The 13603-nt window shown below is 44.2% G+C and carries 14 protein-coding genes and 2 pseudogenes; 9 read left to right on the top strand and 7 right to left on the bottom strand.

Annotated features, from left to right (window positions below; genetic code table 11):
- The first annotated feature begins 191 nt into the window (after positions 1-191).
- The 6 genes from CSUNSWCD_RS09585 (at position 192) to CSUNSWCD_RS09560 (ending at position 7549) form a co-directional block, all read left to right on the top strand.
- Positions 192-830, top strand: a complete 639-nt coding sequence (locus tag CSUNSWCD_RS09585) for a DUF8095 domain-containing protein (RefSeq protein ID WP_009496428.1) — start codon at positions 192-194, stop codon at positions 828-830.
- A gap of 345 nt (positions 831-1175) precedes the next feature.
- Positions 1176-3365, top strand: coding sequence for a phosphoribosylformylglycinamidine synthase subunit PurL (gene purL, locus CSUNSWCD_RS09580; RefSeq protein WP_009496426.1), 2190 nt, complete (start codon positions 1176-1178; stop codon positions 3363-3365).
- Positions 3366-3526: 161 nt separating this feature from the next.
- Positions 3527-4585: an SDH family Clp fold serine proteinase gene (locus CSUNSWCD_RS09575; protein WP_009496422.1), complete on the top strand. Its 1059-nt coding sequence runs from the start codon at positions 3527-3529 to the stop codon at positions 4583-4585.
- A gap of 4 nt (positions 4586-4589) precedes the next feature.
- Positions 4590-5345 (top strand): TerB family tellurite resistance protein, encoded by a 756-nt coding sequence (locus CSUNSWCD_RS09570; RefSeq protein WP_009496420.1) that lies wholly within the window; start codon positions 4590-4592, stop codon positions 5343-5345.
- Positions 5346-5649: 304 nt separating this feature from the next.
- Entirely contained in the window at positions 5650-7188 is a 1539-nt protein-coding gene (purH, locus tag CSUNSWCD_RS09565) for a bifunctional phosphoribosylaminoimidazolecarboxamide formyltransferase/IMP cyclohydrolase (protein ID WP_009496416.1), read from the top strand.
- Positions 7189-7363: 175 nt separating this feature from the next.
- Positions 7364-7549: a hypothetical protein gene (locus CSUNSWCD_RS09560; protein ID WP_009496414.1), complete on the top strand. Its 186-nt coding sequence runs from the start codon at positions 7364-7366 to the stop codon at positions 7547-7549.
- A 207-nt stretch (positions 7550-7756) separates the two neighbouring features.
- Here the strand turns inward: CSUNSWCD_RS09560 and CSUNSWCD_RS09555 are convergent, their stop codons facing one another.
- The 6 genes and pseudogenes from CSUNSWCD_RS09555 to CSUNSWCD_RS09530 form a co-directional block, all read right to left on the bottom strand.
- Positions 7757-8707 carry a phage tail tape measure protein gene (locus CSUNSWCD_RS09555; RefSeq protein ID WP_009496413.1) on the bottom strand — a complete coding sequence of 317 codons (951 nt, stop codon included), beginning with the start codon at positions 8705-8707 and terminating at the stop codon, positions 7757-7759.
- 9 nt (positions 8708-8716) lie between these two features.
- A pseudogene (locus tag CSUNSWCD_RS09550) lies at positions 8717-9471 on the bottom strand (ion transporter).
- 48 nt (positions 9472-9519) lie between these two features.
- Positions 9520-9918 carry a membrane lipoprotein lipid attachment site-containing protein gene (locus CSUNSWCD_RS09545; RefSeq protein ID WP_009496407.1) on the bottom strand — a complete coding sequence of 133 codons (399 nt, stop codon included), beginning with the start codon at positions 9916-9918 and terminating at the stop codon, positions 9520-9522.
- A 12-nt stretch (positions 9919-9930) separates the two neighbouring features.
- Positions 9931-10362, bottom strand: a complete 432-nt coding sequence (locus CSUNSWCD_RS09540; protein WP_009496405.1) for an NINE protein — start codon at positions 10360-10362, stop codon at positions 9931-9933.
- A gap of 1 nt (position 10363) precedes the next feature.
- Positions 10364-10762 carry a TM2 domain-containing protein gene (locus tag CSUNSWCD_RS09535; RefSeq protein WP_034964800.1) on the bottom strand — a complete coding sequence of 133 codons (399 nt, stop codon included), beginning with the start codon at positions 10760-10762 and terminating at the stop codon, positions 10364-10366.
- 9 nt (positions 10763-10771) lie between these two features.
- Positions 10772-11089, bottom strand: coding sequence for a TM2 domain-containing protein (locus tag CSUNSWCD_RS09530; RefSeq protein ID WP_009496401.1), 318 nt, complete (start codon positions 11087-11089; stop codon positions 10772-10774).
- A gap of 175 nt (positions 11090-11264) precedes the next feature.
- On the opposite strand from CSUNSWCD_RS09530, the gene CSUNSWCD_RS09525 reads away from it, so the two are divergent.
- The 3 genes from CSUNSWCD_RS09525 to CSUNSWCD_RS09515 are packed head-to-tail and all read left to right on the top strand — an operon-like array spanning position 11265 to position 13113.
- Complete coding sequence (locus tag CSUNSWCD_RS09525) at positions 11265-11603, top strand: hypothetical protein (protein ID WP_009496399.1); 339 nt, start codon at positions 11265-11267, stop codon at positions 11601-11603.
- An 8-nt stretch (positions 11604-11611) separates the two neighbouring features.
- A complete protein-coding gene (locus CSUNSWCD_RS09520; RefSeq protein ID WP_009496397.1) occupies positions 11612-12814 on the top strand; it encodes a hypothetical protein in 1203 nt (400 codons plus the stop codon).
- Positions 12811-13113 carry a metal-sulfur cluster assembly factor gene (locus CSUNSWCD_RS09515; protein WP_009496395.1) on the top strand — a complete coding sequence of 101 codons (303 nt, stop codon included), beginning with the start codon at positions 12811-12813 and terminating at the stop codon, positions 13111-13113. Before CSUNSWCD_RS09520 ends, CSUNSWCD_RS09515 begins: the two co-directional genes overlap by 4 nt.
- Positions 13114-13336: 223 nt before the next feature.
- Here CSUNSWCD_RS09515 and CSUNSWCD_RS11795 read toward each other — a convergent pair.
- Positions 13337-13471: pseudogene (locus tag CSUNSWCD_RS11795) on the bottom strand (IS1595 family transposase); the annotation flags it as partial.
- Positions 13472-13603 lie beyond the last annotated feature (132 nt).

Here is a 13603-nt window from a genome sequence, read left to right as displayed (position 1 = left end):
GGCTCGATCGGCGGAATTTAGGAGCAAAGTCATAGACGCCGACGCTAAAAAACAGGAGCGAATCCTATCAAACATCGTTTGCGCCGCGCCTAAAAACTGATCGCTTTTATCAAATTTAAACGCGAGTGCGAGATGAAAAATTTATTTCTAGCGGCTATTGCGGCCCTGGCGTTTAGCGGTTGCGTACATATATGGAAAACGACACTAGCATACAGCAGATCGGGTTTATAACCGAGACTACGGTCTACGAGATGAGTGGTGGCAAAAAAGAGGAGAAATTTGGCGACTATATGGGTAGAGCCGAGGTGAAATCGCCGGGCGAGAGCGACTCGGCGAGCCAAAATCTAGGCTGGGTCTACTCAAGCGGCGACGGCGTAAAAACTCTGATAGTGATTGATCTAGATAGCGGTAAAAATGTAGATTTGAGCGATAAAGACGAGATAAAAAAGCTACAAAACTCAAAGAAATTTAAGTTTTACGAATTTGGCGGCGGGATCCTTGAGAGCGTGGTTTATAGTGCGCAAAAATCTCCCGTTTGTAAGGCGTTTTTTAGCGGCGAACCTATAAGCGCTAGAAGCGTGACGAACTACTACGTGGGCGCGTCTGATGAGTTTTTTGCTACCGTGATCGACGCGAAGATAGTCGGAAACAAAGGCTTTAAGATAAAAAATTTGGACTTTAAATTTAACCTACCGAGCAGCAAACTAGCCGAAGCTAAAGAGCAGGCGACCTCTGCGAAATTTAGACAAGACGTCATCGAGCAAGACGTCAAAAAGCAAGGACGCATCCTGCTAAACATACTTTGCTACTATAGTATGCCGAGCAAGTAGTCGTTTGTGGCGGGTAATCGTCCACTGAATTTGACGCAGAATTGGACTTGCTTGCATCAAATTTAATGTACTAATATACTTAAATTTCTAATTTTCCACAGCTACTTCAAATTTGGCATTTGTATAAAATTTGAGCCGCTCGCCGTGACCCGCGCCGTAAAAATGCCAATTTTTCGGTTAAATTCAGAGCCGGATCAATAACTACAAACAGAATATTTTTAGCTTGCCGTGTTAAATTTAGCCTCTTGTTTCACCTGTCAAATTTACCCCGCTTTCGCCCCTTTGGTTTATTATCTTTTTATGCGAATTTAAGTAAAATCAACCAAAATTTTTTAAAGGCTAAAAATGGACAAAGCTACCGTAAAAGCGCACAAAATCAGCGACCAAGAGTACGAAGAGATCCTAAAGATCCTAGGCAGAGAGCCAAATTTGCTCGAGCTTGGGATATTTTCCGCGATGTGGAGCGAGCACTGCAGCTACAAGTCGAGTAAAAAGTACCTAAACGGCTTCCCGACCAAAGCTCCGTGGGTGATCCAAGGCCCGGGCGAGAACGCGGGCGTCATCGACGTCGGAGGCGGCGTCGCGGCGGTGTTTAAGATGGAGAGCCACAATCACCCAAGCTTCATCGAGCCTTTTCAGGGCGCGGCGACGGGCGTGGGCGGGATACTGCGCGACGTATTTACGATGGGCGCGAGGGTCGTGGCGAATATGAACTCGCTACGCTTCGGCGAGGTGAGGGGCGAGAGCAAAAATGCGAAAAAACAGCGCTACCTGCTAAAAGGCGCGGTCGCAGGTATCGCTCACTACGGCAACTGTATGGGCATCCCTACTATCGGCGGCGAGACGACGTTTGATCCTAGCTTTAACGGCAATATCCTAGTAAACGCATTTGCGCTTGGGCTTTGCAAGAGTGACGAGATATTTTACGGCAGAGCCGAAGGCGTCGGCAATCCCGTGATCTACGTGGGTTCAAAAACGGGCCGCGACGGGCTCGGAGGCGCTGTGATGGCGAGCGATAGCTTTAACGACGCGAACAAATCCCTGCGTCCGACCGTGCAGGTGGGCGATCCGTTTGCTGAAAAGCTACTGATGGAGGCATGCTTGGAGCTATTTAAAACCGACTACGTCGTGGGTATCCAGGATATGGGCGCGGCAGGGCTAACGTCTAGTAGCTTTGAGATGGCCGGACGCAGTGGTAGCGGTATGAAGATGTATCTAGACCGCGTACCTATGCGCGAAACCGGCATGACGCCTTATGAGCTAATGCTGAGCGAATCTCAGGAGCGTATGCTCATCTGCGCCAAAAAAGGCTGTGAGCAAAAGATACTCGAGATATTTAAAAAATGGGACCTCGACGCCGAGATCATCGGCGAGGTCACAGACAGCGGCGTGATGGAGCTTTATTGGCACGGCGAGCTAGCTGGCGAGATACCGATAGCGCCGCTTAGCGAAGCCTCTCCGGTGCTTGACCGACCGACTGCGCGCCCAAAATACCTAGACGAGATCAAAAATTTGCAAATCCCGGAGAGTGCGGATAATAAAACCGCGTTTTGGAAGTTGCTTGGCGAGCCAGAGGTGCTAAACAAGTCGCTGATCTACGATCAATACGACGCAAATATCCAAACAAACACCATCAAGCAGCCCGGACTCCTCGGAGCTGCGGTTATCCGCGTGAAAGAAACGGGCAGGGCGATCGCGATGGCGGCACAGTGCGACCCGAGGGCAAATTTCGTTGGTCCCAAAATCGGTGCGGCTAGAGCGGTCGCGGCGGCTGGACGAAAGGTCGCGATGAGCGGAGCGACGCCTCTAGCTATCACCGACTGCCTAAACTACGGCAATCCGCAAAACCCAGAGGTCATGTGGCAGTTCGCACAGGGATGCGAAGGCATCAAAGAGGCTTGTCGCAAACTAAATACGCCGGTCGTCAGCGGCAACGTGAGCCTATATAACGACACCGAGGGCGTGAGCGTCTATCCGACGCCCGCGATCGTGACGGTGGGCGTGAACGAGGACGCAAACGCAAGCCTTCCGAGCGTCTTTATGCGCGCCGGTACGGCGATATACGTGCTTGGGGAGACGAAGGGCGAATTTGCCGCGTCGCTTTACGCTAAGGCGCTATTTGACGCGGTGGGCGGCGAGCTATCCGCGGTGGACTATAAAAAAGAGCGCGCGCTATGGGATTTGGTCATCGAGGCAAACAAATCGGGCGCGCTAGAGTTTGCAAACAGCGTAGGCGTGGGCGGCGTAGCGATAACGCTAGCAAAAATGGCGTGCCTAAGCGGACTTGGCGCGGAGTGCAAATTTGACGTTAAAAAGCCGAGTTTCATCTTTGACGAGAGCTTTTCGCGCGCGATCGTCGGCGTAAAAGACGAGGCTAAATTTGAAGCTCTAGCTGCAAAGCACGGCGTCAAATTTGAAAAAATCGGCAGCGTAGGCGGAGATAAATTTAAGCTAAACGATATCGAAGAAAAGCTAAGCGATGTGAGCGAGGTTTATTTTAATAAATTTGCCGCAATCATCCGCCAAGAGGACTAAAATTTGACGCCGCTGGGCAGGTTAAATTTGAGTGGCGTAAATTTAACTCGCTTGCTAAATTTAACTCGTCTCGGCGGCGTTTGCTCAAGCATTTTAGCGCCAAATTTTACAAGCGATATCAAAGACCGTGAAAATTTAACCAAAATTTGAAAGGAAAGTAGATGTCTTGGAAAGACTTTTTAAACAACAAAGAAGAAGAACAGCCGCAAAAGGAGGGCAGAGGAATGGATCAAAAAAGCGTAGCTAAGCCGCCGGTGCTATTTAGCGAGACTCAGCAGGTACTAAAGGCGGTCGAGGCCAAACTGGGCGGCACGCTCATCACCTACTACAACTCAAACGCGGGCAGCGTCTGCGGCAACGACGCGAGCGCGATGTATGAAATTTTAAAGGGTAAAAAGATAGAAAACGCATTTTTGTTTATCAAAAGCGACGGCGGCAGCGGTATCGCAGCGCTTCGTATCATCAGCACTCTGCGAAACTACTGCAAAAACATCACCGCTCTCATCCCGGCTAACTGCGCGTCGGCTGCGACGATGATGGCGCTAGGCGCAAACGAGATCGTGATGGGTCCGCTAGCGTATCTAACTGCCGTCGATACCTCGCTAAAGCACGCGATGAGCCCGATAGATAACGGCAACGAGCGCGTTAGCGTGTCGATGGACGAGCTAAACCGCGTGATAAAGCTGTGGAAAATGCACGAAAAAGACAATGACGAAAACCCGTATAAATCGCTATACAACTACATCCATCCGCTAGTTTTTGGCGCCGTAGACCGAGCCAGCTCGCTCTCGCTAAAGATCTGCTGCGAGCTTTTGCGCTACCATATGACCGACGAATCAAAGATCCAAAACATCTCCGAGCGCCTAAACAGCGACTATCCGGCGCATGACTATCCGATACTTTTCCGTGAGGCCGAGGAGATCGGACTGCACGTGCAAAAGATGGACAACGAGCTAAACGAGATGCTTCAGGAACTCACGCTTCTTTACTCCGAGATGGGACAGCGCGCGTTTACCGACTACGACGAGAACAGCTACCACGACAACAACATCGCAAACATCATTGAGGCAAACGGCAAGCAGATTTATTATCAGATCGACAAAGATTGGTTCTACCGCCCAGACGAGCGCCGCTGGAACGTGATGAACGACGAGAGCTCGTGGCGTAAGAACGAGCTAGTGGGCGGCAAACTCAAAAATACGATTTATCATTTATGGTGATATTTTGAGTTTCATTTTTTGGTTTTTGATATTTTGCGGGATTTACTATCTGGTTTCAAATTTTAGTCAAAATCCCGTAAATTTAGGCGGCTCGCGAAAAAGAGCGATGTTTGAAGAGGCTAAATTTCTAGTTAGCCTGCTTGCTAAAGTCGCCAAAAGCGACGGCAGGGTAAATGAGCTAGAGGCTCGCCTCATCAGCGAGACGCTAGATGATATCACTCTAAGGCTCGGTAACGACGCAGCGATGAGGGCGGAGCTAAAGCAGATCTATAACCGCGAAAAAGAGACGGTGCATAACGCCTATTTTATCGCGCGGCAGTACCGAGATCGTTTTCGTCTTAGTCAAGACGCCGCAGCTGCGAAGATATCGTTTTTGTTAAATTTAGCCTACATCGACGGCAATTTCAGTAAAAGCGAGCGCAACGTCATCGAGCAGATTGCCTCTGGATTTGGGCTTAACGAGATCGATTTTTGGTCGATTTTAAAGAGATTTGACGATTTTTACGGGCAAAGGCGGCAAGATGGGAGAGGCCAGAGCGATCCGTACGTAAAACGCGCTAAAAGCCCTTACGACGTGCTTGGACTAAAAGAGGGCGCGCCGTTTGACGAGGTAAAAAAACGCTACCGCGAACTCGTAAAAAAATATCATCCCGATATCCTTATGGGGCGCGGCGAGAGCGAGGAGATGATAGAAAAGAGTACCAGAAAACTGCAAGAGATAAATGAGGCATATGAAACCATAAAACAACGTACGGCTTAGCGGCTTGTCTTTTTGATTTATACTTTGTTGGTTCTAAATTTTACTCGGTCATTACCCACTCGGTAACTCCCGTCGTAAAATTGAAAACCGCCGCGTCTAAATCAAAAATACTTCGCCTTTAGGTTTTTAAAATTTAGTCAAATTTCTGTAAAATTAAGCCAAATTTCGGCGCGGTATTTTGAGATGATTTTTCGAGTTTTGAAGCAAAATTGAGCGTGCGCTAGGCATATAGCCTGCGGAGCGAAATTTTTGCAAAATCTCGAAAAAGCACTCAAAAGACAAACCGATAAAGAAAGGAATATAAATGAGAGCATTAATCAGCGTCAGCGACAAAGAAGGCATCGTAGAGTTTGCCAAAGGACTCGAGCGACTCGGTTTTGAGATATTAAGCACGGGCGGCACACACAAACTGCTAAAAGAGCAGGGTGTAAAGGCGGTCGAAGTGAGCGAATACACTGGCTCGCCCGAGATGTTTGAAGGGCGCGTAAAAACCCTGCATCCAAAAATCCACGGCGGGATCTTGCACAAGCGAAACGACGCAAACCATGTGAGTCAGGCTGCGCAGTACGGCATCGGCGGCATCGATCTAGTTTGCGTAAATTTATATCCGTTTAAACAAACCACCATCCGCACCGATGATTTTGACGAGATCATCGAAAATATCGACATCGGCGGCCCTGCGATGGTGCGCTCGGCGGCTAAAAATTTCGCCAGCGTTTATATCGTCACTAGCCCGCTTGATTATGACGAGGTTTTGCGCGTCATAGGCGGTGCGGACGAGAGCGAAAAGGCCGCTTTTAGGCGAAATTTGATGATAAAAGCCTACGAACACACCGCAGCCTACGACTCGATGATAGCAAACTACATGAACGAGCGCTTTAACGACGGTTTTGGCGAGATGAAATTTATCGCCGGTAGCAAGGTTTTTGATGCGAGATATGGCGAAAACCCGCACCAAAAGGGCGCGCTATACGAGTTTGATTATTTTTTCAGCAACAACTTCACCGCGCTAAAAGGCGAAGCTAGCTTTAACAACATCACCGACATTAACGCTGCTTTGGCTCTTGCGAGCAGCTTTGACGCCGCTCCTGCGGTCGCCATCGTAAAGCACGCCAACGCTTGCGGCTTTGCTGTAAAATCAAATTTACTCGAGAGCTACGTCGAGGCGCTAAAATGCGATCCCGTCTCGGCATACGGCGGCGTCGTGGCGATAAACGGCACGCTAGACCGCGCTTTGGCTGAGAAAATCAACGAAATCTACGCCGAGGTCATCATCGCCGCAAACGTGGACGAGGACGCGCTTGCGGTATTTGAAGCCAAAAAACGCATCAAAATTTTCACTCAGGGCAATAAATTTTTACAGCGCGCAAACGACAAATACGACTTCAAGCACGTTGACGGCGGCTTTGTCTACCAACAAAGCGACGAGGTGAAAGCTAGCGAGCTAGAAAATATGAAGCTACAAACCGCGCGCGCAGCCAGCGAGGATGAGCTAAAAGACCTCGAGATCGCGTGGAAAGTCGCGGCGCTCACGAAAAGTAACTGCGTAGTTTACGTGAAAAACAGCGCCGTAGTCGCCATCGGCATGGGTATGACGAGCCGCGTAGATGCCGCTCGTGCGGCAGTGGCTAAGGCGCGCGATATGGGGCTTGATTTGCGCGGTTGCGCGCTTGCTAGCGAGGCGTTTTTCCCGTTCCGAGATAGCATCGATATCGCAAGCGAGGCGGGCGTAAAGGCCGTGATACAGCCGGGCGGTAGCATCCGCGACGATGAGGTCGTAACTGCGGCAAACGAGCACGGCATGGCGATGTATTTTACGGGCGTGCGCCATTTTTTACACTAAAATTTGATTGTTTTGGCGGCGAGGCGGCGTAAATTTGACTGCGCCGTTTTACCGTTCTAAGCTTATTGATTAGCGGCGCGCTTGTTTCGCTTTTCTAAAATTCGACACCCCCGCTTTTAAATTTGGACTGCGATTTGCTTGCGCTTTGGAGATTAAATTTAATTGAAAGCGATATATGAAGCAAATTTTGATTTTCTTGGTATTTTTGTCTGGGCTTTATGCGGCTAATATTTACGTAAACGGCGAAAAGGTTGGCGGCGACGACCAAAACTCGACCTATAACGGCGAAAGCAAAAACGAAATCCTAAAACAAGAGGGCAAAAAACTACTCTGCGATAAAGGCTACAAGAGGTATTGCTAAGTCTGTAAAAGGACCGCTTTGGTTATTGAATTTGGTCTGCCAAACGGCAGTCTTTGTGTTTTTAAATAATTTCTACTAGCTATTTTATTTTAAAAATATAGTAAAAATTAAATTTTGACGATTTGTAAAATTATTGGTCTTGAGGTGGTTTGTTTTTAAGAATTAAAAATTTATTGCCGTTTTATGGCAATAAATTTTATTGTTATTTTAAGGAACGGATAGCTCGCTATTATTGTAAATCGTCATTAGTATTAATTGAGGATTAAGCGCGGTTTCTTCAGCTTCTTTGTCTATATATTGTTTGTGTATCCCTAGATATTTGAGTTGAAATTTATCGTTTTGTTTATTGATGGCAAATTGAAAAATTAATTCGATTTTTGTTGTTTCTCGATAAGAGTCCAAAAAAGATTTTAAATTTTGCTCAACCTCGTCTATTCTTTCTTGCTTTTGCTTAGCAAATCGCTCTCTGTTTTTATTAAAATTCGCCTTTTGCTCTTCGATCATATTTTCAAAGTATTCTTTTTTCTTTCGTATATCTTCTTCGGATTGCTTTTTGAGTTTTTCAAATTCTTCGCTGTAATCATAATTTACGATTTTGATGGAGTCTTCTATGCGTTTGTTTAATATCCATTGATTGGTCTCTTTGCATCTTTTTATGTCGCTTTGTTTCTCGCATCTTTGATCTTGTAGTTTTGCTTCCTCTTTTTCTTGCTCTATATATTTTTTGTGATAATCTATATTATTTTGTATTTTTTTCTTTGCATTTTCAAACGAATATATTTCCTTTTCTTTTTCAAATTCTTTTTGGTAATTCGATATTCTTTCATCAAGATATTTTTGATCATGCTGTAGCATTTCATCTTTAGCGTCTTTGGCGCTTTGAAGCGAGAGTCGATATCTTTTTTCGGCTTGTTCTTTGTATGATTGTTTGATATCGTAGGACGCTTCTACTATTTGCCTGCCATTATCCGTCTCGAATTCTCTCCATGAAACTGCGCTGCACATTTTATAGTTATCTATCGCATCGCCCACGGTTATCGTTTCATCGATTTTTAGAGTGGATTTTTTGACCGTATCGATATTTGAACCGCAACCGTTTAAAATAATAACCGCCAACAATACGCCTATAATTTGTTTTTTTATATTAAATAATCCCATATTCGTTTTTTATCCTTTCAAGTTAAGATTTTTTATACTGTTTTTTAACTCGTTTATCTCGTTTTTTATTTCGTTCAACTCATTTTCTTCTGGGTTTTCTCTTGAAAGCTCGGAAATAGAATTTACTATTATACCTATAGCTAAATTTAAGACTATAAAACTAACTATTAGGATAAAGCTTACGAAAACTATCCATGCGTAAGGAAACACGGCGATAACCGGACGAGTGATACCCATCGACCAACTCTCAAGCATCATAATCTGAAAAAGACTATAAAGACTGCTGCCGAGCGAACCGAAAAATTCGGGAAATCGTTCGCCAAAAAGGTTAAAGCATAATATCCCGTAAACGTAAAAAAATATAAAGAGTAAAAAACTATGCTAAACATCGGAGCTATAGAGTTAAGCAGGGCATTTGCCACAAGGCGCATTCTAGGAAACATAGAAAGGAGCCTGAGCACTCTTAGTACTCTAAATGCCCTTAGTATCGCTAAATTTTCAATATTTGGCACAAGGCAAAGAGTGACGATGATAAAGTCGAAGATATTCCAACCGTTTTTGAAAAAATATAATTTATAAACGCTGAGTTTTAGTATGATTTCAGCTACATAAATAACCAAGCAAGCAGCGTCAAGTATATGAAGTATTTGTTTAAATCGCGGAGCCATATCTATAGTATCAATACCTAAAATAACGGCATTAAAAACAATAACTGCGATGATACAATTTTGAAATTTCGGACTTTGAATGCATGCTTTTATCATAAATTTCCTTGTGATTTTAGTGAAATAATCTTTAAAGGCCTTTGCCGATTAAGAATCGTCGTTTGCATATATAGCCGCCAGCGCTTCTGCGCCAAGATCGGGCGTTTCTTTACCGTCCGCGCTTATGCCGGCATATCTAAACTCAAACGTTTCTCCATCTTTGTTTATATTAAATTGTATGGTAAGCTCTATCGAGCCTTCGACGGAGATATCGTATTTGCTTTTATATTCGTCTTTTAGCGTGCATCTGGCTTCGACTACTTCGCGTTTGTCGGTAGAGGTAAATTCGCTCCACTTTACGCTCTTGCATGCCTTGTAGTTATCTATCGCATCACCTACGGTAATGCTTTTGTCAAATTCCATTACTCCGTCTTTTACTAAATCCACATTTGAACCGCATCCTGCGAGCAGAAGTGCAGCGGACGCCCCAAAGATAATTTTTTTCATTTTTTCTCCTATTTATCTTTTATAAATTTCTAAAATTTCAATAAAAGCCTGTAAATTTTTCTCTTTACAAGCTTTAAACGATAAAAATATATCAACGGCTACAAAAATAAGATAGACGACAAGAATGAGCACGGAGATACCTAAAGCATCATCGTATGCTCCATCGCTCATCACACCGTCTATATGAGCCGCATCTATAATGCCTAAAACCACAAATATAAAAAATAATATAAACGCCTTTAAGGCGCCTATGCCCATAGAGCCGATATAAAATCTATCGGCTCCGAACATTCCTAAGAATATACCGAGCATTAGCGTAACGGTTGGGTTTTTAAAATTTGCGAAATTTAACGCTTCTTGCTGTTTTTGATTTGACGAGCTAAATTTCTCTCTTACCAAAAATAGGCTATGGCTAGGAAATTTATCAAGCTGCGTAATAAACATTTCAGTCCAATACGAGCGTAACTTTTCGGTAATTTTGAGCAGCTATTTTTTTCGATAAAACAACGCCGTCGATTACGGAAGCTATATAAATAAGCGGAATTATATTGTCTATGCCGGCATTCGGCTTGTAGACGGATGCGGCGATCATCCATATCGTAAGGATTATGAAAACTATGCCGCCCGTAGGCTTGCCCGCGTAAAACCTATGTGCTCCGAAACTTCCGAGCATCAAAGCAAAGAGCCATACAAGAGTAGGCTTTTTCATATAAGATGCCTCGGTTGCAAGTTGAGAACTTTGAGCTTCGTCTAAATTTTCAAGCTTTTTGCTCATTACGAGATTCATATATAAATTTGACGGTAATCTTGATTTTAGTTCATTTATTAACAATACATTGTTCATTTTTAATCTTTACATAATTGTCAAATTTAGTAGGTTTAGATTGTCTTTTTTAATACCTTTATAAACTAAAAATAAATCTATTAGCGCCCAAATAAACAATCCTCCAATTGTAACAAGCTTTAAAATGCCAAGCAAGATATCGCCTTTATAAAATCTATCTACGCCAAATGCACCGAAACAAAGCCCGAGAACCAAGCCTACCACCGGGCTTTTAAGATTTAACATCGATACGGCTCTTGCCTTATCTTCGCTTAGATTATCAAGTTTATCTTTCATATAAAAAGCATCGCTTGGTAATTTATCTTTTAGAGTAAGATATAGACTCATTTTTTATCCTTTGTGTTGAAATTACGAGCATATTTTACCCCCCCCCCCCCTTAAAATAAATTGAAATTGTATTTATTTTGTATTAAAATATGCAAAATTTATCACTTAAGCAAGGTCAAGACGCTCGCGCGCAAAATAAGAGTATAATTATCCAAATTTAAAATAAGGATAAAAAATGAGCGATTTTTTCAAAGACGCCGAGCAGTTTAACGCCGAGGGCGCGACGGTGCCGTTTTATAGATATAGCGAAGGCGGCGTGAATTTCGTCGGCTTTGACAGCCGTCCGTGCGTGCTGCCTGAGCCTATGATAAACGCGCTAGTAGCGATTAAATTTGCAAACCAAAACACCAAAATCGTGATGGTAAATCATAAATTCCCCGCCGGTCTGATCCCTAAAATAGAGGAGCAGTTTGACGTCGAGCGCGAGGATCTGGAGGGCGGGGCGGTCAAGATGACCTTTAGCCTAAAGCAGGGCGCAGACGTCAAAAACGTAGATACGAGCCTTTGTCACTGAGATAGACCATGCTTTTAAACACCTTTGCGCCGCCTTTTAAGCTGGTGGGCGGTTATTTTATCGCGGGCATTTGCTTTTTGATCGCGAGTATCCCAGCCTTTTTCGCGGCGGATTTTGAGACGATCGCTGGGCTTGAGACGGCGGGATTTTTGCATATATTTTTCGTCGGATTTGTTATGAGCATCATCATCGGCGCGCTGTATCAACTCACTTCGGTGATTTTAGAAAAGCCGTTTTCGACGATCAAGGGCGCGGTGGCAAATTTAGCCCTTTACTGCGTGGGCGTAGCGTCGATGAGCTACGGGATGATCAGTGGCAAAACTGGCTTCATACACGGCGGCGGCATGGCGCTTTTTCTCGCGCTGCTGTTTTTTGGCACGACCTATATCGTTAGCTTTATGGATAATGAAAAAAAGAGCTTCGCAGCATTTATGCTCTTTGTTTCGGCGATATTTTTGCTCGCGGGCATCTCGCTTGGATTTTGCCTTTTGATGATACTTTCGGGCACTTTGCCGATGGATTTTATGTTCGCGCTTAAATTTCACGTCTATTTCGTGCTCGGCTTTGTCTTTTTTATCATCGTCGGCGTAGCAACCGTGCTGCTACCGATGTTTGCTCTCGCGCACGATCTAAAATTTACACTTAGTAAATTTGCCTTCGGGTTTTATATTTTGGCTGGCATTTTGCTATTTTTTAGTGAAATTTACGCGTACTTTGCGTTTGGAGCGGCGATTATTTGCTTTGTCGCCGAGGCGCTATATATCCTAAAAAAGCGCGTTCGCAAAGCGTATGATTACTGGAATGTAAATATCGCTCTTTCGCTCGCGGCCTTCGTGCTGTTTTGCGTTTTTATCGCGACGGATAGATACGATATGGCGGTGTTTATGCTGATTTATGGCTTTTTGTTTGCCTTTATCGCGGCTCATCTTTACAAGATCGCGCCGTTTCTCATCTGGTATCACTATGTAGCGCCGTTCGTGGGTAAGACAAAGGTGCCGCTGTTAGATCAGATGATCCTTAAAAAGCCTGCATATATCGGTATCGGCTTTAATGCCATTGGACTCGCGCTCTACGAATTTGGCGTCTGGCTGGAGATAAAATCGCTCGCGCACTGCGGCGTGGCTTGCCTGCTAGTTAGCATCGTTTTGGTCGCGATAAATATGATAAATGTTTTTAAATTTACGAAATTTGGAATAAAGGAAGAAAAATGAAAGAAAAAATCTATGCCACACTCTCAAATATCGTCGATCCAGAAGTGGGCTTTGATATCGTATCCTTGGGGCTCATTTATGACGCCGCTTGCGACGAGAACGGCAAAGCAAAGGTCACGATGACGCTATCTACGCGCTCATGCCCGCTACACGAGATGATACTTGGCTGGGTCGAGACGGCGGTACTGAATGTTGACGGCGTAAAAGAGTGCGAGATAGACCTCGTATGGGAGCCTGCGTGGAGTATCGAGATGGCGAGCGACGAGGTGAGGGCGGCGCTGGGGGCAAATAGGTTTTGAGCACTGCCATTCTAAATTTTTAGATAGCATAACCAGAAAACATCTAAATATCATTATTTTACGGACAAGAACTATATAATGGATTGATTGTGTAGATTTTGCATTTGCTCGCTACTGCAAACATAAGGATATTTAAATATGGTGAAAGTTCTATTTGTTAGCTTGGAAAGGAGAGAAGGATTGGTTGATATAGCTAATGTACTATATCTATAATATAGTTGGCTCAAGATAAGTTAAGCGGATTCTCTCTTATCATCTTTAGTAAAATATGATAGAAGGTTTTTGTATCTTTACTGTTATTATATCTAAATTCACATTCTTTAAGATGAAGTAAGAAATTCTCTTTTTTAATCCCTTTAAGATTTTAAGATACTTGTCAAGATATGACTTTGATAATGTTATGTTGTGAGATTGTAGAAGCTCGATTATATCGAGGTTTTGTCAATGAAAAATATTTTTATTCTTATGTGTTTTTGGGTTAGCATTGTCT

Origin of the sequence: Campylobacter showae CSUNSWCD (genome assembly GCF_000313615.1) — a bacterium.
GTDB lineage: Bacteria > Campylobacterota > Campylobacteria > Campylobacterales > Campylobacteraceae > Campylobacter_A > Campylobacter_A showae_A.
Note: the sequence above shows the minus strand (reverse complement) of the source record. Positions and strands in the feature narration are given on the sequence as shown.

Bases quoted from the DNA above. Each gene is read 5' to 3' on its own strand.
- CSUNSWCD_RS09535 (WP_034964800.1), bottom strand. From the start codon at position 10,762: ATGAACAATGTATTGTTAATAAATGAACTAAAATCAAGATTACCGTCA.
- CSUNSWCD_RS09585 (WP_009496428.1), top strand. From the start codon at position 192: ATGGAAAACGACACTAGCATACAGCAGATCGGGTTTATAACCGAGACT.
- CSUNSWCD_RS09520 (WP_009496397.1), top strand. From the start codon at position 11,612: ATGCTTTTAAACACCTTTGCGCCGCCTTTTAAGCTGGTGGGCGGTTAT.
- CSUNSWCD_RS09575 (WP_009496422.1), top strand. From the start codon at position 3,527: ATGTCTTGGAAAGACTTTTTAAACAACAAAGAAGAAGAACAGCCGCAA.
- CSUNSWCD_RS09560 (WP_009496414.1), top strand. From the start codon at position 7,364: ATGAAGCAAATTTTGATTTTCTTGGTATTTTTGTCTGGGCTTTATGCG.
- CSUNSWCD_RS09540 (WP_009496405.1), bottom strand. From the start codon at position 10,362: ATGTTTATTACGCAGCTTGATAAATTTCCTAGCCATAGCCTATTTTTG.
- purH (WP_009496416.1), top strand. From the start codon at position 5,650: ATGAGAGCATTAATCAGCGTCAGCGACAAAGAAGGCATCGTAGAGTTT.
- CSUNSWCD_RS09545 (WP_009496407.1), bottom strand. From the start codon at position 9,918: ATGAAAAAAATTATCTTTGGGGCGTCCGCTGCACTTCTGCTCGCAGGA.
- purL (WP_009496426.1), top strand. From the start codon at position 1,176: ATGGACAAAGCTACCGTAAAAGCGCACAAAATCAGCGACCAAGAGTAC.
- CSUNSWCD_RS09555 (WP_009496413.1), bottom strand. From the start codon at position 8,707: ATGGGATTATTTAATATAAAAAAACAAATTATAGGCGTATTGTTGGCG.
- CSUNSWCD_RS09525 (WP_009496399.1), top strand. From the start codon at position 11,265: ATGAGCGATTTTTTCAAAGACGCCGAGCAGTTTAACGCCGAGGGCGCG.
- CSUNSWCD_RS09530 (WP_009496401.1), bottom strand. From the start codon at position 11,089: ATGAGTCTATATCTTACTCTAAAAGATAAATTACCAAGCGATGCTTTT.
- CSUNSWCD_RS09515 (WP_009496395.1), top strand. From the start codon at position 12,811: ATGAAAGAAAAAATCTATGCCACACTCTCAAATATCGTCGATCCAGAA.